This window comes from Nonomuraea sp. NPDC050786 (genome assembly GCF_040654115.1).
GTDB lineage: Bacteria > Actinomycetota > Actinomycetes > Streptosporangiales > Streptosporangiaceae > Nonomuraea.
In genome coordinates this window covers 230,113-251,759 of the sequence record NZ_JBFAHJ010000011.1, presented here as the reverse complement: position 1 = coordinate 251,759, position 21,647 = coordinate 230,113, and the positions used below count along the sequence as shown (strand labels likewise).

Here is a 21,647-nt window from a genome sequence, read left to right as displayed (position 1 = left end):
ATCAGACCAGCGATCTGGTGGCAGGAAACGGCTCAATGCCGGAGGTGAAGAGCCGGGTCCGAAGGTCCTGATCCCAGCGCAGCGGGACCTGGAGGTCCAGCTGAGCATAGGTATCGGCATACTCGACGGTCAGGCCATCCTGCCGGCCCAGCTCCGCTACGACCTCCGCCGGAATGGGCGCCTCGGGGTAGAGCCGCTGGGCGTTCACGAACGCGAAGTACACCGGCCGGGCGAGCCTGTACCGCGCGCAGCAGGCCAGTAGCTCATCCCAGTCCAGCGACACGCGACGCAGGTAGCCCAGCACGTCCAGATACTGGGTCAGACGCTGGTGTTTGCCACGGCGGAGGTAGCGCAGCGAGGTTGACTCCTTGTGCAGATGGCCGCACAAATCGATGACCATGTGGTGCGGCGCGAGGACGGGTAGCGCGCCGGCCGTTTCAGAGTCGATGGTGACCGCGGAGTCGAGGAGGTGGCCAGCCGGAAGCGTGAAACCAGAGTTGGGCAGGAAGATGGCTCGGGCGGGATCGACCATGATAGACGGCTGGACAGGATCCCCAGTCAGGCGGTGCATCGGGGGCAGGTTGTAGGTGTGGAGCCGCCAGGCGATCTCCACCTGCCGGTCATTGGGGATGACCTCCTTCCGGTCGCGGCTGACCGTGCCCGGAAGGTATCCCAGATCGTCCAGGACGGACTGGAACTTCCGCTCGCTTCCCGGGCGGAGCAGCAGGTCCAGGTCTGACATCTGCCGCGTGCCGGGATCCTGGTAGACCAGCTCGAGGAGGGCGGGCCCCTTCCTCACCACGACGTCCACACCCGCTGCCCGCAGTGCCGCCAGGATCCGGCCGGTTTCGCGCAGGATCGCCGCGTTGTTCCGCGCGGTGACGCGGTACCACAGGTCGTACAGGCCCCGGTGCCGCAGGCGCTCGTTTTCGCCACCGTCACCGAACAGGGTCAGCCTGCACAGCCCCATCATCCGGTGGCGATAGGCCTGATCCAGAAAGTAGCCCCAGTCCAGGTCGTGCGGGACCGAGATCCCCGCGGGCAGCCCGCCGGCCCACAGGGTCTGTCCGATGTCGAGCAGGAGTGCCGTCTCCCGGGCGTGCTCATCTGTGGACGTCATCGTCGGCCTCCCATCGACATCGCCTCAATGGCGCGCAAGGCGACGAAGGTGGCGAAGCATGCCAGCGCCACTTGCTCGGGCGCGGCCGCGTAACTGAGCCGCAGGTGCGTGCCCTCCGGCCGCCACTCCGGCGTCATGGCCTGTTCCGGGATCGTGCGAATTCCGTGGAAGTAGGACAGATAAGCGAACAGATCGAAGGCACCACGGGCGGGCAGCCCGCGGGCCCTCATCATCCGCAGCGCTGCCTCGCAGTCCACCACCGCGAAGAATCCGGCGTCAGGCGGGAACCGGAAGCTCATTGCCCACTGCAGCCCTCGGGAGCAGAACTCCGTCACGGCAGGCCGCAGCTCGTCTGCGATTCCTTCGAGCATCGAGCGGATCTCCTGGCCGCTCCCGTGCCGATCGGCTCCTTCGACGCACGCGCGCATCAGCGCCCTCTTACGCCACACAGTTCCCGTGACCACTTCCTGCTTCCTGCGGTAGCCGCGATGGAAGTCCGCCCCCTGACCCATCAGCCTCGCCAGCGCGACCTGCAACGGGGTTGCGACGAACCCGCACGACGCCTCGATCATTGGATAGAACGGGCGCAGGATCGATGCGCGCGCCACCAGGACGCCGAGCCGCCACTCGGCGATCCCGAACGTCTTCGACACCCCGAGCAGCGTGTAGGTCCTGCATCGGGTGCCCAGGAAGCTGTGCAGGTCCGCCAGGTCGTCGGTATACCAGTGGTGCGCGAGGTCCTCGATCACCGCGAGTCCTGCCTGCTCGATGGCAGGCACGAGGGACTCGATGTCCTCCTGACGGTAGAGCGCACCGGTCATGCTCGGGTTCGCGTGCAGGAGAGCCACGCAACGCGGGGGCACCACCCTTGCCAGTCGGGCAGCGAGCTCGCTCTCCGGACAGTGATCGCGAAGCGGTGCCGCGATAGCCTCGAGAATTTCGGCGCGTGGCATGCCGGCGGAGATCGACGCGACGGATCGCTCGACAGCCCGCACGAGCGCCTGCGCCGGCTGGACCACGCCATCCAGGGCGGCCATGATCGCGTGTCCCGCGTGTCGCCGCCACCGCTCGAGCTTGTGCCTGTCAGTGCCCGCGATGACCCCTACAAGGGTATCGGCAGCCACCCGGCCGCCGGCATCGACTGGTACGGCGATCGCGTCCCCTCCTGCCATGCCGATCTGCGGTAAGAAGAAGCCGTAGGAGAAGTCCGGGACCACGATCGCGTCCCCCGGCACCTCCACCAGGAAGCGGCACAGCACGTCGTACAGGTGGACGGAACCGGGGCCGAGCGCGACGTCCAAGCCTGCCGACGCGGTCTCGGAGACCAGACCGGCGTGGAGAAGGTAGTGGCGTATGGCGTCGCTGACGCAACCGAGAGGCTCAGGGGTCCGGTAGAGCGAGAATCGGCCGCTTCGCGATTCCGCCTCGACCGCGAGACGGAACGGCTCCGGGCAGGGCGTCTCGATGTGCAGGCTGGCGTCGAGATTCGCCCAATTGGGGATGTCCCAGGCGCCCGGCCGCTCCGCCGAGCCCGCGTCGAACACATGGAAGATCTGCCGGACCAGAAAGCGGAAGCGTTCGGTGAGGTCGAAGCGAGGGACTTCGGCATACAGCCGGTCCAGCATCCCACTGAACGCTGACAGCTCATCCGCCGCCGGGCTCCAGGCCACCGTCACCTGGCCGCGTCCGATCCGGACGGTTCCGCCGCCCAGTCCGACGCTTCGATCGTGTAATAATTCTTGGTGACCCCGCCGGTGGCCGCGATCTGGCCCGAGTCACAAAGGTTGATCTTGGCTATCAGCCCGTGTGACCGCACGTTCTCGGGATGCGAGGTCGCCACCACCCTCGCGAGCCCGAGGTTCTCGAACGCGTGGGCCAGGGCTCCGGAGCAAGCCTCCGGGCCGAACCCTCTGCCCCAGTAGTCCGGTTCCAGCGCGCACACGAGCTCGACCTCCCCAGGCAGGCGGTCGAAGCGCCGGAGTCCGCAGTACCCGATCGCGCACCCGGTCTCGGGGAGCACCACCGCCCACAGTTCGAACCCATCCGTCTCCCAGGCCGCCCGGTAGCGAGCCATGTCCGCGCGCAGCCGCGCCAGGCTCTCCTGGTACGGAACGGACGTGCCCATGTAGCGCACGACGGAGACATCCGCACGAAGGCGGGCCACGCATGCCAGGTCGCACGGCTGGAACGGGCGCAGGACAAGCCTGTCCGTGCGCAAGGAACGGTCGAGCCCGTCGGGCGCCGCCTCGTGCGGTGGCATGGACAGGTATGGGTCCAGGAGCTCCATCAGCTCGGCAGACAGCCGCGTCGGATCATTCGCGTAACGGCTGGTGTAGCGGTAAACAGGCTGCCGTGCGGCCTGCTCGTCAAAGAGCACCCGTTCGTAGACGGTGGTGATCTGGTCGAGGGTGTACTTGGTCTCGTAGTGCCGCGCCAGGCCGCCGCGTTGCTCGATGCGGACCGCCGCCTCGCCAGGATCGATGGAGAAGAAGACAACGAGGTCCGGGCAGCGGCCGCCGAGGTCGTGATAGGCCTTCAGGATCTGCTCTGCGGGAATTCCGTAGATGGCCTCCTGGTAGACGGCGTCGGAGTAAATCGATCTGTCCCCTACGACGTGGGCCTCCTCCAGCAGCGGCGTCAGCAGCTCGCCGTTCTGCAGCGCGCGATCCCTGATGTAGGCATCGGCGATGTCGGCGACGTCCGGCGTGCGCCGCTGCTCGCGTGCGTCGATGATGACCCGTGTCGACTCGATGTCCAGCCAGGAGTGCTGGCCGACGCCGAATACCTGGACACCGCGCTCGCGGAAGGCCGCCAGCGCCGCGCGGATGCCGGTCGACTTGCCGGCGCCGTCGACCCCTTCGAAAGCAATGTAGTAACCCATCTATCCTCTCTAGCCGCGCTGCGCGGCGCGGAAATAGTCGATCACTGCCATCCGGTGCCGGCAGTACTCGTCGTCGAGCGGGGTTCCCTGGAATGCCAGCCGCGCAGTTGTACAACCACCCCTGCAGGTCGCCGCGTAGGCGCATCCCGCGCACTTGTCCTGGAGCGCGAGAAGCCGCAGGCCGATAGCGGAAGCGGCCTGCCGTTCCGCCAGCCCTCCCAGGTCCGCGACGGTCGATACGTCGCCCACGGCCTCGTGGGCGGGCAGGCGGTCGCAGCCGTGCACCTTGCCGTTCGGGTTCAGGGTCAGGAATCGCTCACACTTGGCCGAGCTGTAGCAGGTGTATGACGCGTCATCTCGGCCGGACAGAGCGCGGAAGATGGAAGCGTGCGGCTCGAGCACGAAATGCTCGTACGCCTCGAGGTCCCGCCAGGCGTCCAGGGTCTCGCAGAGAAATGTCGTGTACTGCTGCGGGGTCAGTCCCCACGAGGAGAGCCCCGAACGCTCGGCGGCCAGACGCAAGGCGAGTCGCCGCTCGCGAACGGACACCGGGTCGCCGTCCACGCCATGGTCGAAGGCCGCGGTGAACTTCACGACCTTGACCGCCGGGTATCGCAGGAAGTACTCCACGGCCGCACGCGGGCGCCGGCTGGAACGTGAGTTGATGACCGCGATGATGCCCACTCGCAAGCCACGCTGCCCGAGCCGGTCCAGGCAGGCCTCGACGCGCCCGCTCGTGGGCCTCCCCGAATAGTCGACGCGGAAGGCGTTGGCGAGGTGGTCGCCGTCCAAACTCACACCCAGATTGAGGGTGGGCCATTCCTCCTGGATGAGGTCGAGCCACTCCTCATCCAGGAGGGTGCCGTTCGTCTGCATGTTGAGCGTGAGCTGGCCGGGATACGCGCGAAGCTCAGCGAAGATCTCTCTCATCCGGCGCTTGCCGACGATCAATGGTTCGCCGCCGTGCAGGTTCACCGCCAGCGGCCTGCCGTCCGCCGCGCGCAGGAGCGCTGCGACCTGCTCCGCTTCGACGGCGCCATCCCTACCGCTGGGCTTGCGCTTCTCGTAGCAGTAGTGGCAGTCGATGTTGCATGCTTCTCCTGGCAACTTCAGCATCAGGGTCAGCGCTCTTGCCGCCATCCGGCTCCCCCTTCTCAGATCGCGAACGCCGCGCGCGTCCCATGGAGCTGATCGAAATGATCGGTCAGCAGGCCGGCCAGATCACTGTCGCGGATGAGCGCGTACGCCTCTCGGATCGCCGATGAAGCGAGCTCTAGCTGGTCGAGCTCGTACGACAGGCGCCGGCGCGCGTATATGCGGGCATCGTGGCTCCCAGCACCACTTTCGAGTACCCGGTGCAGGAAGTGCGCGACGTTGGTGAACGCGGCACCTGAATGCGCGATGCCGAGCGCCGGGCGCATCCGCTGTTTCCACGGTGAGAACAGGTCGGGCCCCTGCAGGCTCTCGCCGAGAACGCGGACCGCCTCGTTCAACCAGGTGTGCGTGGCTTCGTGGAGCAGGTTCTCGGCCAGCCTCACCGGGTCGTCGGGCCAGTCCGTGACGATCGTGCCTTCCAGGCTTCGCAAGGTGTAGCTGATCGAGGTTCCGCGCAACGGCGACCTTGTGGTCCACACGACGACGCCGCAGCTGGCGTTCACCCATTCGAGCATGCCAACGTCGGCGAGCAGGTCGACGGCGGCTTGGAGCTCCGCGCTCTGCTCCGGCCCCAGCCAGCTCCTGGTGGCCTTCGGCGGGTCCAGGACTGGGACGTCGCTGGCGTACTGTTCACCGTGTTGCCATGTGCAGGCGGAGGCCGGGACGAGGAGGAATTCCACGCCTTCGCGCGGCGCGGGTAGTTCGGGCAGCCGCCGGATCAGGCCGGCCACTTCGGCCACTCCGTCGTGATCCCGTCGCATCGCCGCTATGCGAGCCTGGTAGAGGAGCTGATGCGCTGAGGCGTAAAGGGCCGCCGACGGCGGGGTGGGTAGGTACAGGTGTTCTTCGGTGAGCTGCCCCAGCAGCTGCCCGATCAAACGGAGGCGGGCCGGGCGCTGCTCGTGTGTGCGCGCGACGACGCGCTGGAACCTGTGGTCCATGGAGCCTTCCGATCGGATCACCATGCCGGGCGGCAGCCGGGCTCAGAGACCTCTGGCCCGGCTGCCGCGTGGCGTCTTACTTGGCTTGCTTGCTCTGCTCGTCCTGGATCTCGTCCCACATGGCGGGCGAGACCGCCGAGCTGTGCGCCGCCGTACTAGTGGGCTCCTCCAGCCCACTGGCCTGCACCGCGGCGATGAAATCGGCGAACTTGGTGTCCATTGCGTGCTTGTCCTGCATGGGATCTCCTCTCTAGGGTTTCTTACTGGGTACTGCGGCGGTTGGCTGATCGGCCGCCGCCAGCGCGGCCACGAAGGCCCGCAGCGACGCTTCCGGCAAGTGGGCAAAGGTCACGCGTATCCCGGCTGGACCGGGCTCTAGCCAGTAACGTCTTCCAGGAGCGACGATCCACCCCGCGTCGGCCAACCGCTCGACGAGCGTGCTCTCATCCCGGACCGGAATCCATGCATTGAAACCAGAAGCAATGGTCACGTCGTATCCGGCATCACGGAGGAGGGACGTCAGGCGCAGCCGACGTGTCGCGTAGGTGTCGGCCGCCGCCGCCAGCCTTTCCTTGGCGGTAGGCGCTGTCAGCGCGGCATGCGCTGTCACCTGCAGCGAACGGCTCACCCATCCCGATCCGAGGAGGCGACGCCCTTCCACCCGGCGCGCGGTCGCGTCATCGCAGCTCAACCAGGCGAGGCGAATGTCCGGCCCGAGCACCTTTGACAAGGAGGTGATGACCGCCCACCGGTGACGGTCCGTGGTAGCCGTCGCGTAGCGGGCCTGGTCCACCCAGGGCAGATGATCGTCCTCGACGACGAGTACGCCGGGGTGCCGAGCCAGCAACGCCCGCAGTCGCTCGGCACGCTGGGGGGAAGTTCGGGAGCCGGTGGGGTTCTGCCCCCGAGGCCGCAGGAGCAGAACGCGCGTCCCTCGCGCGAGGGCCTCTGCCACCGAGTCGATCACCGGTCCGTCGTGATCGACCAGCACCGGCAGCAGGCGCAACCCCAGGGCCGCACTGATTCCCTTGTCGTTCGGATAGGTGGGGTTCTCCACCGCTATGGCGTCACCAGGGCCTGCGCACACACTCAGGAGGCGCTCGATGGCGTCGATCGCACCTGAGGTGACCGTCGTGGGGCCGGGTCCCACACCGATCTCGGTGTGGTATCGCCGACCGAGCTCGACGAACTCTCCGAACTGTCTGGGTTCGCCGTACAGCCGCTCACGCGGATCCGCACCGGCCGAAACGGGCCAGTCGAGCAGAAGGTTCGGGTCCGGGTTCCCGGTCGAGCAGTCTCCCGGGGCCGATGACCGCTCCATCGTGGTCGACCGTGTCAGCGGGATCTGGAAGATCACCCGGTGTCCGTCACTGGCCGCCTGCCCCGATGCCGCCAGCACCCGTATCGCCGCCTCTGTATCCGCCAGGGTAGCGCCGGTCCGCTCCGCGACGACCCGATGGGCCACTTCCATGCCGATCGGGAGCTGCCGCCGCTCCAGGAGAGCTTCGATACGCCAGTCGAGCGGCACGTCACCGTCCACGGGTCGCTCCGTCGGCTGGGGTCCAGAACCGCGTGATGTGCCGGTCGCGCTCCTGTTGCGTCAGAGGCCGCAGGTCGCGAATGCCGTTGAAGACGGAACCCGAGTTGAACTGCCGTTGACGCCAGAGGGGAAAGCGGACGCAGAGGATCTCGGCGACAGTGCTCAGATCGAACTCCTCCACCACTCGCGTGGGTAACGTCTCGCGCAGGCCGAGAAGGCTCGCCTCCAGCTCACGCACTCGCCGTCGCGCCTGGACCGCCGCTTCGCCCTCGCCTACGGCCAGCCGGGACCAGAGCTCATGCTGGAAGCTTGCGCCGAAGACGTCGCCGGCCCACTCCAGTGCTCCCTGAGGGATCGGTGCCCCTCCCCGGAAGCCGGCCTCGGTCTCCGCTGCAAGCCATTGATCGATCATGCTCCGCGCGGCGAGCGCGACCAGACGGCCGGCGACCTCTCTCGCGCCTCCTTCGGAGTCCAGCGAAACGATGGCCGGATTGCCGGGCGAGGCCAGGTGCGCGGCGTCCGGTGAGACCACCGCGCCCACGGCCAGTTGCACAACGTACGCCAGGCCAAGACGCGCCAGCAGCCGCAGAGCCGCTTCGATCGACTCCGCATCGCCGCCGATCGATAGCAGCGTGCCCGTCCGGGCCAGCTGATGAAAGCGATGTCTCTCCTGGCTCGCCGCGGGTTTGATATCTTTTATCGCACGCAGGGCCGCGTCGTAAGGACGCTGTGAAAGCGCGCACGCGGTATTCCACAGCGCACCTGCGCCCTCCTGCTGACTGGATCGCGCCAGATACGGTTCCACCCATAGCACGAACGAGTAGATGATGCGCCCGTCGATCGACGAGGCAGATTTCCGGTTCGTTGAGGGGTCAAAATCTATCAGCTCGATTGCGCGCATTCCGGCCTCTCCGCGACGAATACCCGACGGTCGAACTCGACCCACCATTCATAGGCGCGATCGTCATGATCGTAGGCGTGGAGGAACTGCGCGTCCTTCAGCTCCGTGCATATCAGATTCACGCCGATGTCGAACAGTGGGATGGGCGCGAGAGCGGCAGTCGGCCCCTGGAGGATCACAAAGGATCCGGCAGCGGTGTGAATAATCTCGTCGAATGTTCCGTTCGACATGCTCGATCCGGTGATCTGGACAATGTCGCAGCGTTCCAGGGTCTCCTGGAGAGAATCGTTGCCCAGCATGACGCGTTCATATCCGGCATTGCGGTTCATCCGCCTGATGGCGTCCGTGAGGACCTCGCCTCGCCGCCCCTGGACATGCAGGTCCAGCACTACGATGGAGCGCACTTCCGGCAGCGCGTTGAAGAGGTGGAGCATGCCGCCGAATCCGACGACGCCGATGATGGCCTCCCCCTCCGGAGCGACGGTCCGCACCACCGACCGCAGGTACTCTGGCCCGGCAGCGCCGGCTGCGGTGTGATAGGTCGCGTAGTCCTGATCCCACCGCAGTAGCCCGGCGGAGTTCAGGGCGGAATGCTCAAAGTACGGCTGCGAAAACGCCGACAATGCCGCCACGGCGATCGCCCGTTCCTGCAGGTCGGGTCCGCCCAATGCCTGGACGATGGCCTCTGCCGGCGAGGATATGAATACATCATCCAGTTGCTGCCAGGGGCGTTCCGATGCCCGGAGTTCGACATGCTCGAGGGCCGGATAGTATGAATAGTCCATCGCCGTCCCGACCGAGCCGTCGTCCAGCGCCACTGCAGCGAAACTGCGCCCACATTTGATGTCCACTATCCTTGGTCCATCGAACGCCTTTTTTTCGTGCAGCCATTGAAAGACGCGCTCGATCACGCCACACACCTCCTCGGCAGTAACGTTGATAGAAATACCGGCATCCGGCGACTTTTGCTAGTGAATACTGGCACAGGGATAAACCCCGCAACAACCATGGCAACTTGAACAGCTTGAGAGGAGGCCAATCAGTGCTCGCGCACCACGAACTGCCCCCGGCGGAGCTGCGGATGGCACTTACAGCGCTGACCGGAAACCCGACGGATTTCCCAGCCGATGTCGAGGTTCGGGCCATCGCTTATCCCCGGTGGCACGAGACCACGGCTGGCGTCTATCACGTGACCGTCCCCGCCAATGGCGCGGAGATGGTGGCGAAGGTCCTGGCCAAGGGGGACGGGCACCCGTCCGCCTGGCCATACTGGCGACGTGAGGCGCTCGCCTATCGCAGCGGCTCGCTGCCCGCCGACGAGCTACGCTCCCCTCGCCTGCTCCACGTCACCGACCAGGCGCACGACCGGATGATCCTGTGGCTGGAATATGTCCCGCACGCTCCGATGAACGGCGCGACGCCGGCCACTCTCGCTCGCGTGGCCACACTTCTGGGTCGCTACCACGGGCGACTGATCGGAAGTGGCTTCACCGATCCGCCATGGTCATCCCGACCCAGGCACGAGTACCCGGAGTACACTGACAAGATCGCCCCCATCGATCTCCTTGCCGAGCCCGCCGTGCGCAGCGATCCGGCTGTCCGCGCCGCCTACGCGCCACACGAGCTCAATCTCGCGTTGGTAGCGCGACGAGCGCTGCCGGCGCTGGCCGCTGTGTGGGAGCAGGCGCCCCGCGTCCTGAGCCACCGCGACTTCGTGCCGCTTAACGTCATGGCTCCCGACGACGCAGCCGAAGTCGTCGTCATCGATTGGGGGCAGGCGGGAGGGGGGCCTGCCGGAGAGGACCTGGCCAGCATGATCTACACCCTTGCCTGGCAGCAACGCTGGTCCGCCGCGACGCTGGCCGAAGTGGAAGATAGCTGTCTCGCCCGGTACACCGGCGCGCTCGCGGCCTCATGCCCCGATCTCGACATCGCGGCCGTGTGCCGCGCCTACCGGATCAGCACCGCCCTCCACACCGGCCTGCTCATCGGCCGCGACGTCGCCCGGAGGCGCGATCACGCGTGGCGGGCCTCCGCCGGTCCCGAGCTGCCCTGGATCCTCGCCGCTAGAGCCGCCTCCATCTCCCGTGCGCTGGTGAACATCCAACCGATAATCGACCGCCTGTAACCGGAAATATATCGCTATTAACGACGCGGGTTCCGTCCAAAGGCGCACCAGGTGTGCGGAATACAGCGTGGAAGGTTTCCGATGCTCACGTTAGGGTCCGACAAGGCCACGAGACAAAACGGAGCATCTCTATGTCCGACCGCATTTTCCCTGAACCCGGTTGCGGAACGGTGCTGGTGACCGGTGGCTGCGGATTTCTCGGCCGCGAGCTCGTCAGCCGCCTTCTCGCCTCCGGGCATCACGTCCGAGTGCTCGACGATCTCTCCACCGGCCTGGGCTGCCCTCCCGGAGCCGAACTGATCGTCGGCAGTGTGCTGGATCCCACGGCAGTCCGCCACGCCGCGGCGGGAGTCACGGCGCTTTTCCATCTGGCCGGGGTCGTGGGCATGCGCCTGGCCACCAACCAACGCCGTGTCGCCTTCGACACCACGGCGGTCGGCACTGAGGTGGTGCTGACCGCTACCGGTGACGCCCCTGCCATCCTGTTCTCGTCCTCGGCGGTCTACGGGCTCAACGCGCCATGCCCGATACAGGAGGATCGGCCGCTGTCCCGCTCCGAAACACTGGTATATGACGGTGGCCAGGAGGGATACGCGACGGGAAAGCTCGAACTGGAGACTCTCGGCGCCACCGCCGCCCGTCGAGGTCGTCCCGTGCTGGTGCTGCGACCCTTCAATGTGGTCGGGGCAGGCCAGTCGGCAGCGTACGGCATGGTCCTGCCCACCTTTGTGGAACGGGCGAAGGCCGGCCTGCCGCTCACGATCTACGACTCGGGTACCCAGCGGCGTTGCTTCAGCGGCGTGAGCGAGTTCACCGACGTAGTCCTCCGCTTGGTGGCGAACCCGCGCGCCTGGACCGGCGGGGTGCGGGCAGTCAACATCGGCTCTACCCACGAGACGACTATCCGGCAGCTCGCAGAGCTCGTCCTGGCTGCGACGGGGAGCGGCTCACCCATCGAGCACATACCCTACGCGAGCATCTTCCCCGGACGAACGGACGTGTCACGCCGTGTCCCCAACCTGGACCGCCTACGCGAGCTCTGCGGCGACATCACCTGGCCGTCGACCGGGCAGTTGGTCCAGCGCGTGATCCATGACCTAGCGGCAGCGCCGGTCGACCGAGCAAGGGCGATGGGCGTTCACTGACCCGGTAAGGCTTTCTTGCACCGAAGGGCCGTGGGCAGGCGATGTGGTCGCGGAGCCGGTCCCGTGCCTCGGCCGGGACGGCGGCAGCGGCACATCCGAGACCGCTCGCTCAGCACCGAGATCGCAAAGGCTCCGAGCCAGCTCCCGTAGCCGGTACCGAACCCGGTTCCCGAGCCAGTCGACGGCATACACGTGACAGCGTGATCCACCTCGGACACCTCGCCCTCAGGCTGGAGCGCCTTGCGGCACTCAGGAATGGTCAGCTCCCAGGCTGACAGCAGTGCTTCGAGCTCGGCCATGACGGCTGAGGTCGTGAAGCGGGCAGCCTGCTCGGCATCCCAGCGCGCGACGGCCCAGCCGCGCGGATCACCGAATCCAGCGCCGGTGCGATGCGGGCCAAGGTTGCCACCGCCGAGCTGCCGGAGGCCTCGGCCGGCTCGGCGCACCGCCTGGTGAGCGCGGGAGCGTAGCGGCCCTGCGGCTGTCGGGCGGTGTGCAGTTGGGCCGACCAGTCGATGTCGGTCACCGCGTTCTACTGCGCGGCCTTGCCCGGCTCATACAGCGCGCGCAGCTTAGGCTCCCTGGCCGCGTAATCCCAGGTAAATCGGGTGATGATGGTGCCCTGACGTCGGCCGAGGACGTCAGATCCGCCATGCCGTACTCTCTTAGATCAGGTCCGCCAGGCGTACCGTGCTGAGCCGGTGCGACACCAGCAAGGCAATGCCGCCGCGAGCGGTCACCGTCTGCACCTGGCGCGCGAAGCCGCGGAAGAGCTTGTATTCGGCCTTCGGGTCCCTCGCGCCGGTCGGCTCGTCCAGCATCAGGAGCAGAGGGTCCGGGCGCATGAGCGCGCGGGCCCGAGCAAGCCGCTCCCATCGGCCCGGCGATGGCTCCACCCCGCCGAACGCCTTGCCGAGCCGGGTGTCCAGGCCATCCGGCAGTGCGGCGACGACGGGGGTGGAGCCCGCCGCCCGCCCGCTCCAAGGCGCCGCGCACCGCCTCATCGTCGCGTAGGCGCGGCAGGTGCCCGACGCCCACACTTCCCTGACCGGGAAATGGAGCCGCGTGTGGTCCTGCGGCACACCGGGCACAGGCGCTTGCCAGGCGCAGGTCAGGATCGACGAGCGGCCTACCGTCGATGACGACTCGTCCGCCGCTCGGCTCGTAGACCCCGGTCAGAAGCTTCACCAGCATGCTCTTGCCAGCTCTGTTCTCGCCGACGACGGCGACCGTGCTGCTTGCTGGCAGCCTCAGGGCGACCTCCGAGAGGGCCGCCGATCCGTCCCCGGGTAACGGAATCTGACCGCGTTGAGATCGACGCCCTCCTCGGCGCGGGCGGCGGCGCGGCTCCCGGGCGCCAGCACCGGCGAGCGTAGTCCTCCAGCCACCAGTAGCCGTCGATCACGTTTCCGCCCTCGGCAAGTTGGCGTAGCTGCTCCGCAACTAACCTGACCTGCGCCTGGAGCTGAACCGCGACGGAGAACACCGAGACGGCATCACCCAGGCTGGCCTGGCCCCGGCTGATCAGCCGCCGAGGGCCAACCCGCCCTGGCCGGGCATCGTGGATATGGCTGTTCAACCGATCACCGGTCCTCAGTTGAACAGGCTCGAGGCCCGTGGTGACCCGTGCCCGTCCCACTGGGCGACAGGCGAGGCCGACCAGTCGGACTTGCCGTAGGTAAACGACCGCGCCCAGTTGCGGCAGGCCGTCGCTCAGTTCGACCCTCGGCCTTGATCCAGGCGTCGTCATCGACGTGTACCAGCAGGCCGGCCTGGTCGAACAGTGAGTCCAACCGGCTCACAAAAGTCACCTCGATCGCTGGCCCGTCGACGAACGGGGTGAGCGGCGCGTGCCCGTCGTTGTGCACGACACCGTAGCTGGTGTGCCGCCAGAAGACGCTGCGATGCCTCGTGGCGACGATCAACGCGTCTCCGTCGACCTCGACGGAGAGAGGGGATCATGTGGGCCCAGATGCTCACCTTCATCTGGCTGCAGGCCCTATCCGCGCCACCCTGACCACCGGCATCCAGCCCCGGCGACCAGGCCCGTGGAACCCTGCCCGCCCGACGCGACAGTCGGGGCCACCCGGCTGACCACCACCTGAGACATCAGGTAATTGCGCCCAACAAGAGCAGATCACCATCCCGAAAGATCGAGGTCAGTTACTACGAAAATCTTGGAAGAGCCCCTAGAGAGACCTTCGCCCAGCGATCCAAGCCATTGATCCGGTCCTTGTGTTTGTCTGAGCGTTGAACTAATCTCGCCCTTGCCTTGGCATTAAGTTCAAGATCTGACGATGCCGCCAACCCCTGTCGCTGATGACTCACACCGAGCGACATGGAGAGGCTGTTGGACAGCTATCCAGTACGAGGATGCGCGCCAATGAGGTGGCGTGTGCTATTTGGCGGCGCGATGACGCGCTGACTCCTTGTGGTGAGTCGGTCGGCGGAATATTGAGACCATGTGACGTGGGTGTTGCCATGGGTTTTTGCGGAGCAATGTGAATGAGATTGAGGTCTATGCATGAAGGGAAGTACTTCTGTTGAGCAGGAATCGGAGTTAGATCCGCGGTTGACGCTCGATCGACTGGGCTGGCGGGCCGTACGGGCATCGGTGCGCGAACGGATTCAGCTCTTTCGACTCCTGCGCGAGGCACGGCCTGGCGTCAGAGTCGGGATGATCGCGACGGGGGCGGTCATGACCGTCACTCCCGTGATCTCTGCGCTGGCCACCGGAGCGCTGGTCGCCGGTGTCGAGGCGGGGTCCGGTCTGGCGGACGTGGCGCCGTCGCTGGTGGCGTTGGGCGGGTCGGTCCTGATCGGTCTGGCGGCCGGGTCGCTTGCCGGCCTGTTCGGCGCTTCCGCCGTTCGCGCCATCGACGGCTCGGCGCGGAGCCGGGTCAGGGCGGTGGCGCTGGCTCCCACGGGCATCGCGCACCTGGCCGAACCCGACTTCGCCGACACCGCGGTGCGGGCCTCGGACAGGGGCGAGGTATGGCGGGTACGCTCACCGGGCACCGCGTCCGTCGGTCAGGTCACGCTGTCGTTCCGGTTGACGGCGGCTCTTGGGGCGGCGGCGGTGCTGGCCGTCTATTTCCCGTGGCTGGCCCTGGCCTTGCTGACCTCGTCGCTACTGCTGCGTGGAATCATCCGCCGCCAGTGGATCTATCTCGCCCGATGCAACGACCGCACCGTGGGAGCGGTGCGGCGGACCCAATACTGGACCGACCTGGCCGGCGGAGCCGCGGCCGCCAAGGAGATCCGGCTCTTCGGCCTCGCCGACTGGGTGGTGAGCCGGCGGCTGGCCGAGCAGCGCAGCTGGTCCGTCCCCGCCTCTCGCCGGACGCGATGGGTGCTGCGCAGACAGGTACTGACCTCGGTACTGGCCGCGGGGTCGGCGCTAGCGGCGATGCTGGTGCCAGGGCTGGCCGCACTGTCGGGCGAGATCGGCCTCGCCGCCGTGGCGACATGCCTGGTGGCCGCCTGGGAGATCTTCCGGATCAGCGCCATGGGCCACGAGGCCTTCGACATCGAGTACGGCATCGGCGCCGTCCACGCCCTGGAGCAACTCACCGAGCGGTACGGCAGACCCGCGCTGAAACAGGCGCCACCCGGTCCGGCCGGTGACATTCCGCGGATCGAGTTCCGCGACGTGGCCTTCGCCTATCCCGGCATCGGCACGCCGGTGCTGCACGGCCTGACGCTTGACATCCGCCCCGGCCAGGTGCTGGCCATCGTCGGCGTCAACGGGGCGGGCAAGTCGACCTTGATCAAGCTGCTCGCCGGGCTCTACCGGCCCACAGCGGGAAAGATCCTTGCGGACGGGCGTGACCTGGCCGAATGGGACATCGACGCGTGGCGACGGCGGCTGGCCGTGGTCGTCCAGGACTTCATCCAGTACCCGGCGGACGTACGCGACAACATCCGCATGTCAGCGCCCGAGGTCCCGGCCGACGACGCGGACATCACCGCGGCGCTACGGCGGGCAGGCGCCGAAGAGGTCGTCGCGGGCCTGCCGGACGGCCTGGCCACGCCGCTGTGGCGCAACAGCGGCGGAGGCGTCGACCTGTCGGGCGGGCAATGGCAGAAACTGGCCATCGCCCGATCCCTGTACGCCGTCGACCACGGCCGAAAAGTCCTGATCCTGGACGAACCCACCGCGCACCTGGACGTGCAGGCGGAGGCCGACTTCTACCAGCAGGCCGTCGCGGCGGCCCGCGGAGCGTCCGTCGTGTTGATCTCGCACCGGCTCTCCACGGTACGCTCGGCCGACGCCATTGCCGTCCTCGACGGCGGCAAGGTCGCCGAACTGGGCAGCCATGAGGAGCTCATGGCACGCGACGGCATCTACGCCGAACTGTTCAAATTGCAGGCAGCACACTTCGCGGCGGTCCGGTGAAGCGGCGGCTGAGCGTCGTGGGCTACTCCCTGCAGCTCACGATGCGGGCGGACCGGCTCGGCACGTGGGTGTCCGGCCTGCTCACCGTGGTACTGGCCGGGGTCTCGGCCGGCACGGCGCTCAGCCAGCGCTGGCTGCTGAACGCCTCCGGCGCCGGATCTGGCCGCGGGGTGCTGCTGGCGGCGGCTCTGGGAGTCGTGGCTTTCGTCCTGAACGCCTCCATCAACAGGGTCGTGAGCAGCCTGCGCCTCGACCTGATGGACAAGGCCGCGCAGGAACTCACCCAGGAAGTGCTGACCATCACCGCCACACTCCCCGGCGTCGAGCATCTGGAACGCGCCGACTATCTCGACCGCCTCGTCCTGCTTCGCCGTGGCGCCTGGTCGGTGGCGGTGTCGTGCTGGTCGATCCTGCTGACCGTGGCGAATGTGGCCAGTCTCGCGCTGAGCGTGTGGCTGCTGGCCTCGGTCCATCCCGCCATGATCCTGCTGGCCGTGCTCGCCGTACCGCCCCTGCTCACCGGCAGGAAGGCCGAGCGGCTCCTGCGCGACTTCCGCGACAGCACCGGCGAGGCCGTACGTCGGGAGGCGATCCTGCATGAGCTGTGCCTCGACCCCGACACCGCCACGGAGCTGCGCATCACCGGCGGCGGCCCCGAACTCGACCGCATGGCCAACGCGAGCTGGCAGGAGGTCAGCCAGGCCGAAACCTCCGCCCGCCGCAGCGGCCTGCTCTGGCGGACCGCAGGCTGGACCTGCTACGCCGCCGGGCTGACCCTCGCGCTCGCGGTGGTCCTCACCGTGCACTCGCTCAGCGCGGGCGACATCGTCCTGACCATCTCCATCGCCATGCAGCTGCGGTTCCAGATCTCCGTCGCGCTGGACAACCTCGACAGCATGGGTGAGGTAGGCCGGGTCACGGAACACTACTTGTGGCTGAAGGATCACGCCGAGACCCGCCGCCGCGGAAGTCTGACCGCGCCGTCCGGTCTCGGCACCGGCATCTCCGTGAGCGGGGTGAGTTTCCGCTACCCCGGCAGCGACACCCCTGTGCTGCGCGATCTCAACCTCGAGCTGCGCCCCGGCTCCACGGTGGGCCTGGTCGGCGTCAACGGCGCGGGGAAGACCACGCTGGTGAAGCTGCTGTGCGGGCTCTACCAGCCGGACAAGGGGATGATCACCGTGGCGGGGCAGCCGCTCGCCGGTCTCGACCCCACCTCGTGGTTGGCCAGGTGCTCCGGCGCCTTCCAGGACTTCGTCAAGTTCCACCTCCCGGTACGCGAGACCGTCGGCATCGGCGACCTGCCCCGCATGCGGGACGAGGCGGCGGTCGCCGAAGCCCTGGACAGAGCCGGAGGGAGCGTCATGATCGCCACCCTTCCCGACGGGATGGACACGCAGCTGGGGCCGCTGTTCGGCGGCGTCGACCTCTCCCACGGACAGTGGCAGAAACTCGCCCTGGCCCGTGGAGCCATGCGCGACCATCCGCTGCTGCTCGTCCTCGACGAGCCCACAGCCGCCCTGGATCCCCAGGCCGAACACGACCTCTTCGAGAAGTTCGCGGCACTCGCCCGAAACGGCTCCGACACCATCACCCTGCTGGTCTCGCACCGCTTCTCCACCGTGCACATGGCCGACCACATCATCGTCCTGGGCGACGGTGAACTCCTGGAACAGGGCACCCATGCCGCCCTCATGGCGGCCAACGGCCCCTACGCGACCCTCTACGCCACTCAGGCGAACGCCTACCACCCGAATTCCACGTAGTAGTCGGACAGGTATAAATCGACGTGCAGCTGCATATCGCCTTTGGTCATCCCTCTCGATTGAGGGGGCGTAGATGGCACGGTATGTCCTGCAACAGAGAATACTTGCGACGTTTTTGATTATTGCCAGCTTCGTCTCGCTTACAAGATCGGCGCCTGGAGCCTGTCTCGAAGCATGCGATCAATGGCGTGTTGTAGCCGGACACGCAGCGAGGTCTCCGGTAAGGGTTCATCGGCCAAGAAAAAGGGGCAGCTCATCGATGGGATCCGCTGGCTAGTGCGGGTCGGTGCGCGGTGGCGGAAGCACTGCCCGAGGCTGCCGATCATGCACTGGGATGTTCCGGCAGCGGTCTGTCGACCAAGCTGCACCTGGCATGCGAGCAGAAAAACGGCTGCCGGCCCTGGTGGTCCCTGCGGACCAGGGCGGAGACGCGTCGCACTATCCCGTCGTCATGGCGGCCACTCAGGGTGCCCCGGCTGGGATCGGGACGGCTCGGACCCGGCCCGAAGTCGTCCGTGCTGACAACGCGTATTCTTCTCGGACGGCTAGCGATCATCGGCCGATCGTGTTGCCGCGTTTGCCGGCCAGGCCGTGCGCGCCGCGGGCGGCTTGCACATCGCCGGGAGCGCCGGTCGGCCGGCTGCGTGCAGATGAGGTCGGCCAGGCGATCCTTACTGGAAGCCTCCTGCCATCGGCCATCGTTCTGCGCGCCCCCCATGATGACCAAGCGTCGTCAGGGATGAAGAGAGCTCAGCCTCTCTTGCAGATCACTGGGCCCGGCATTCGACAGCCCGTGATAGTCGGTCTTTCCGCTGCCGTTTCTAGGCATGTGATCGAGCCGAACCCACAGACGCGGGATCATCAAAGTCGGTAGCGAGTCGCGAAGAAACCTCTTCAGCTCTTCGGTGGATGCTTCCTTGCCGGCCACATAGTAGAGGGACAGCTCGGTACGTCCATTCTTCTCGGTTGCCGTGACAGCGCAATGCTCCACCTGTGGATGGCGGAGCAACACAGCTTCGATCTCACCCAGCTCGATGCGGGTGCCTCCCACCTTCACCTGCCGATCCGCCCGCCCCATGCAGTAGGCGACGCCCTCTCTGAAGCACGCGATATCGCCTGTGCGGTACAGGCGCCGGGTCGGTGAGTGCGGGTCGAATTCGTCGAGAAAGAAGTTGGCGCGGGTGGTATCCGGATCGTCGAAATAACCCGCGGAAACGGGGAGGCCGCCGACCCACAGTTCGCCCGCCTCGCCGTGTTCCGCTGCACGCCATTTCTTCCCCTCGGCCACGAGGAGGTAGAGCACTGCGTTCGCGATCGGGGTCCCAATGGGAATGCGTGATTCGTCGCAGTCCGCTCGACTCACGGTATGAAATGCCACGTCGTCCGACAGCTCCGTCGCCCCATATGCGTTGACGAGCTCGGCTCCCGGTAGCCTCGCCCGAATTCGCGCGGCGAGCTCGGGACGCAGGGACTCCCCAGTGGAAATCATGCAGCGGAGGCTGGGGAGCACGTCGTCGGTATCGAAGCGTTCCACCTGTTGGACGATCCAGCTCAGCACCGTGGGCACCAGTTCCACCACGCTGGTGCCCGTTCGGCGCAGCACGTCGACAAGAGCGCGCGGGAAGTGCAGCGCTTTCTCCTCCACCACTGCGATCGAGCCACCGACCATCAAGGCCGCGACCATCTGCCAGATGCCGATGACGTGGACCGGGGGAGCGGTGAACGCCACTACATCATTTCCGCTCAGCCGCACATCACGTATGACCCCCCACAGGTGGTTCAGCATGCCGCGGCGCTCCACGATGGTGCCTTTCGGCTGCCCGGTGCTCCCGGAGGTATGGATGATGTAGGCGGCATCGTGCCCTGCTCCCGGATGAGGTGACCATGGGAACGAGAGCTGCGACGAACGGGCGGAAACGATCCGCAAGGCCGTACCTGTCCTTTCAGCGGCTCTGGCCAGGTCGGAAGAAGGGTCCGACATGGCGAGCACGCAGGTGGACCGGACTCGGGCAAGCACGTTCGCGATACGACGGGCGGGCCAGTCGATGCCAACGGGGACATAAACCCCACCGATGCTCTCTATGGCGAGGAAACTCGCGATCAAGTCTCCACTGCGCGGCCCGCTCACCACTACCCGGGCGCCCGGGCCGCATCCCGACGCGAGAAGTAACGATCGAATGTGTCCGATCCGGTCGATCAGCGCTCCATATGTGTAGTCACCACGAGGGTCGAGCACCGCGAGGCGGTCGGCATCGGCGGCGGCCTGCATGATGACATGCCGGCACGCGCTCACTTCGATGTCCGCCGGGATCGGTCGTCGCAACGCACGTTCCGCTGCCAGTGCAGCCGTCCCGGGCACCAGCGATAGACGGGGCCGATCAAGACTCGTCATATGCGAATTCCTTCTTTGCGGTTCGCCCTTCTGGACACCGGACCGCACGACAGCCAACAGTGCGGTTGTCTGGAGTTGCCCCGGTCGGGGAGATACATCGGGGCTTTCGATCATGCGGTCAGCACAGTGCTACGCGACCGTCCTCTCGCCTCCAACACCGTGCAGATCGAGCCAGGGAGTTCATACTTCATCCGCCGCCTTGCACCGTTGCTCCAGGCGCTCCGCGAACGTCATCCATTCGACCGCGCAGCCACGTGCCATCTCCGCGACGACGTACGCGGAGTGAGCTGGAATGTCGTGCAGGACCTCTTCCCATCCCTTCGGCCCCGCCACGTTCGAGAAGAGCCACTGCAACACCTTCCGTCCGCTGGCGTTGAGCCGCAGCGACGGGTCCTTTCTGAGGTTCTGGAGCATAGAGGCACGGTCCTGTGACGGCATGTGCTCGCCGTCCCAGCCGACGACCTCGATCTGCTTCCTCTTCCCAGCACCGGGACGGACGTGTTCGGCGCGAAGTTTGACCGGCACGGGATCCTCTCCGCGCGCTATTCGTTTGCGCACGTCCCCGACCGTGGCGGGGGAGATGCCGGCCAGTTTTGCGATCTCCCTAAGGGAGGCATCCGGCCGTTTCGCGATGATCTCGCTCGCCATGCGCCGGCCGTCAGCACTGCTCAACGGTCGCACTCGACCATCGCGTCCGATTCGCACCGAGCCCTGAGCATTCCCCGTGGTCATCCTCTGGCGAATGGCGGCAACGGTGCGGGGCCCCAGGCCGGTGATCGCGGCGATCGATCGATCTGACGCATGAGGTTGTATCTCGATGATCTGGGTCGCCGCCGCTTCCCGATCGGCCGGTGTCAGCGGCAGGCCATGAGTCACATTGGCCTTGACCGCGGCCATGAACGCCTCGCCCTCGTTTCCCTCGAAAAACTGGGCTCTGATCGTGCGTTTCTGCTTGAGCTGGGCGGCGAGGACTCGATGCATGCCGTCGATCACGCGCATGCTCGGCCAGTGAACCAGAATAGGCGGCAGGTCGTCCGGCAGGTCCATAAGGACGTGAACATGTTCCGGAACCTCGCCGTCGAGGCGCGGGGAATAACCTGGCAGTAAGGAATCGATAGGCACCCACTGCACTTTCGGGGGAGCACTGGAACGGTGTTCCTGCACAGCGAATGTGTGATCGACGCGGCTCATTGTCCGGTCTTCAGGAAGATGTTTCTCTGCTTGCTGAATCAATCTACCTCTCCCCGCTTCGCCTGTCTTTCCATCCGTTCGACCAGGT

At 66.7% G+C, this 21,647-nt stretch carries 16 protein-coding genes and 2 pseudogenes; 4 read left to right on the top strand and 14 right to left on the bottom strand.

Translation table 11 applies throughout. From position 1 onward, the window contains the following. Position 1: 1 nt before the first annotated feature. The 9 genes from AB0H84_RS22350 to AB0H84_RS22310 form a co-directional block, all read right to left on the bottom strand. On the bottom strand, positions 2 to 1,120 hold the full coding sequence (locus AB0H84_RS22350) for a nucleotidyltransferase family protein (RefSeq protein ID WP_357607125.1): 1,119 nt from the start codon (positions 1,118 to 1,120) through the stop codon (positions 2 to 4). Next, positions 1,117 to 2,745, bottom strand: coding sequence for an aminotransferase class I/II-fold pyridoxal phosphate-dependent enzyme (locus AB0H84_RS22345; RefSeq protein ID WP_357607122.1), 1,629 nt, complete (start codon positions 2,743 to 2,745; stop codon positions 1,117 to 1,119). The genes AB0H84_RS22350 and AB0H84_RS22345 overlap by 4 nt, the downstream gene beginning before the upstream one ends. Positions 2,746 to 2,792: 47 nt before the next feature. Beyond that, a complete protein-coding gene (locus AB0H84_RS22340; RefSeq protein WP_357607119.1) occupies positions 2,793 to 4,001 on the bottom strand; it encodes a GNAT family N-acetyltransferase in 1,209 nt (402 codons plus the stop codon). A 9-nt stretch (positions 4,002 to 4,010) separates the two neighbouring features. Further along, positions 4,011 to 5,141 carry a radical SAM protein gene (locus AB0H84_RS22335; protein WP_357607116.1) on the bottom strand — a complete coding sequence of 377 codons (1,131 nt, stop codon included), beginning with the start codon at positions 5,139 to 5,141 and terminating at the stop codon, positions 4,011 to 4,013. 14 nt (positions 5,142 to 5,155) lie between these two features. Then, a complete protein-coding gene (locus AB0H84_RS22330) occupies positions 5,156 to 6,097 on the bottom strand; it encodes an HEXXH motif-containing putative peptide modification protein (protein WP_357607113.1) in 942 nt (313 codons plus the stop codon). 76 nt (positions 6,098 to 6,173) lie between these two features. Further along, the gene (locus AB0H84_RS22325) at positions 6,174 to 6,335 is read right to left on the bottom strand and encodes a hypothetical protein (protein WP_357607112.1); all 162 of its coding nucleotides are present in this window, start codon (positions 6,333 to 6,335) and stop codon (positions 6,174 to 6,176) included. A gap of 12 nt (positions 6,336 to 6,347) precedes the next feature. Next, positions 6,348 to 7,637, bottom strand: a complete 1,290-nt coding sequence (locus AB0H84_RS22320; RefSeq protein WP_357607109.1) for an aminotransferase class I/II-fold pyridoxal phosphate-dependent enzyme — start codon at positions 7,635 to 7,637, stop codon at positions 6,348 to 6,350. Then, complete coding sequence (locus AB0H84_RS22315; RefSeq protein ID WP_357607106.1) at positions 7,627 to 8,538, bottom strand: hypothetical protein; 912 nt, start codon at positions 8,536 to 8,538, stop codon at positions 7,627 to 7,629. Before AB0H84_RS22315 ends, AB0H84_RS22320 begins: the two co-directional genes overlap by 11 nt. Then, on the bottom strand, positions 8,520 to 9,449 hold the full coding sequence (locus AB0H84_RS22310) for a DUF364 domain-containing protein (RefSeq protein WP_357607103.1): 930 nt from the start codon (positions 9,447 to 9,449) through the stop codon (positions 8,520 to 8,522). Before AB0H84_RS22310 ends, AB0H84_RS22315 begins: the two co-directional genes overlap by 19 nt. A 131-nt stretch (positions 9,450 to 9,580) precedes the next feature. Between AB0H84_RS22310 and AB0H84_RS22305 the strand changes: the two genes are divergently transcribed. Further along, positions 9,581 to 10,666: a phosphotransferase gene (locus tag AB0H84_RS22305; protein ID WP_357607100.1), complete on the top strand. Its 1,086-nt coding sequence runs from the start codon at positions 9,581 to 9,583 to the stop codon at positions 10,664 to 10,666. Between the two features lie 131 nt (positions 10,667 to 10,797). Beyond that, positions 10,798 to 11,811, top strand: coding sequence for an NAD(P)-dependent oxidoreductase (locus AB0H84_RS22300; RefSeq protein ID WP_357607097.1), 1,014 nt, complete (start codon positions 10,798 to 10,800; stop codon positions 11,809 to 11,811). Positions 11,812 to 12,476: 665 nt separating this feature from the next. On the opposite strand, the gene AB0H84_RS22295 is transcribed toward AB0H84_RS22300, so the two are convergent. The 3 genes and pseudogenes from AB0H84_RS22295 to AB0H84_RS22285 all read right to left on the bottom strand — a co-directional run. Continuing rightward, the gene (locus AB0H84_RS22295) at positions 12,477 to 12,902 is read right to left on the bottom strand and encodes a hypothetical protein (protein WP_357607094.1); all 426 of its coding nucleotides are present in this window, start codon (positions 12,900 to 12,902) and stop codon (positions 12,477 to 12,479) included. 25 nt (positions 12,903 to 12,927) lie between these two features. After that, a pseudogene (locus tag AB0H84_RS22290) lies at positions 12,928 to 13,065 on the bottom strand (ATP-binding cassette domain-containing protein); the annotation flags it as partial. A gap of 329 nt (positions 13,066 to 13,394) precedes the next feature. Continuing rightward, positions 13,395 to 13,754: pseudogene (locus AB0H84_RS22285) on the bottom strand (DUF1349 domain-containing protein); the annotation flags it as partial. Positions 13,755 to 14,509: 755 nt separating this feature from the next. Between AB0H84_RS22285 and AB0H84_RS22280 the strand changes: the two are divergent. Both AB0H84_RS22280 and AB0H84_RS22275 read left to right on the top strand, forming a co-directional pair. After that, a complete protein-coding gene (locus AB0H84_RS22280) occupies positions 14,510 to 16,210 on the top strand; it encodes an ABC transporter ATP-binding protein (protein WP_357607092.1) in 1,701 nt (566 codons plus the stop codon). Beyond that, positions 16,207 to 17,976, top strand: coding sequence for an ABC transporter ATP-binding protein (locus AB0H84_RS22275; protein ID WP_357607089.1), 1,770 nt, complete (start codon positions 16,207 to 16,209; stop codon positions 17,974 to 17,976). The genes AB0H84_RS22280 and AB0H84_RS22275 overlap by 4 nt, the downstream gene beginning before the upstream one ends. A gap of 733 nt (positions 17,977 to 18,709) precedes the next feature. Here AB0H84_RS22275 and AB0H84_RS22270 read toward each other — a convergent pair. Both AB0H84_RS22270 and AB0H84_RS22265 read right to left on the bottom strand, forming a co-directional pair. Continuing rightward, positions 18,710 to 20,368: an amino acid adenylation domain-containing protein gene (locus AB0H84_RS22270; protein WP_357607087.1), complete on the bottom strand. Its 1,659-nt coding sequence runs from the start codon at positions 20,366 to 20,368 to the stop codon at positions 18,710 to 18,712. Positions 20,369 to 20,548: 180 nt separating this feature from the next. Further along, the gene (locus AB0H84_RS22265; protein ID WP_357607084.1) at positions 20,549 to 21,601 is read right to left on the bottom strand and encodes a streptomycin biosynthesis regulator; all 1,053 of its coding nucleotides are present in this window, start codon (positions 21,599 to 21,601) and stop codon (positions 20,549 to 20,551) included. Positions 21,602 to 21,647 lie beyond the last annotated feature (46 nt).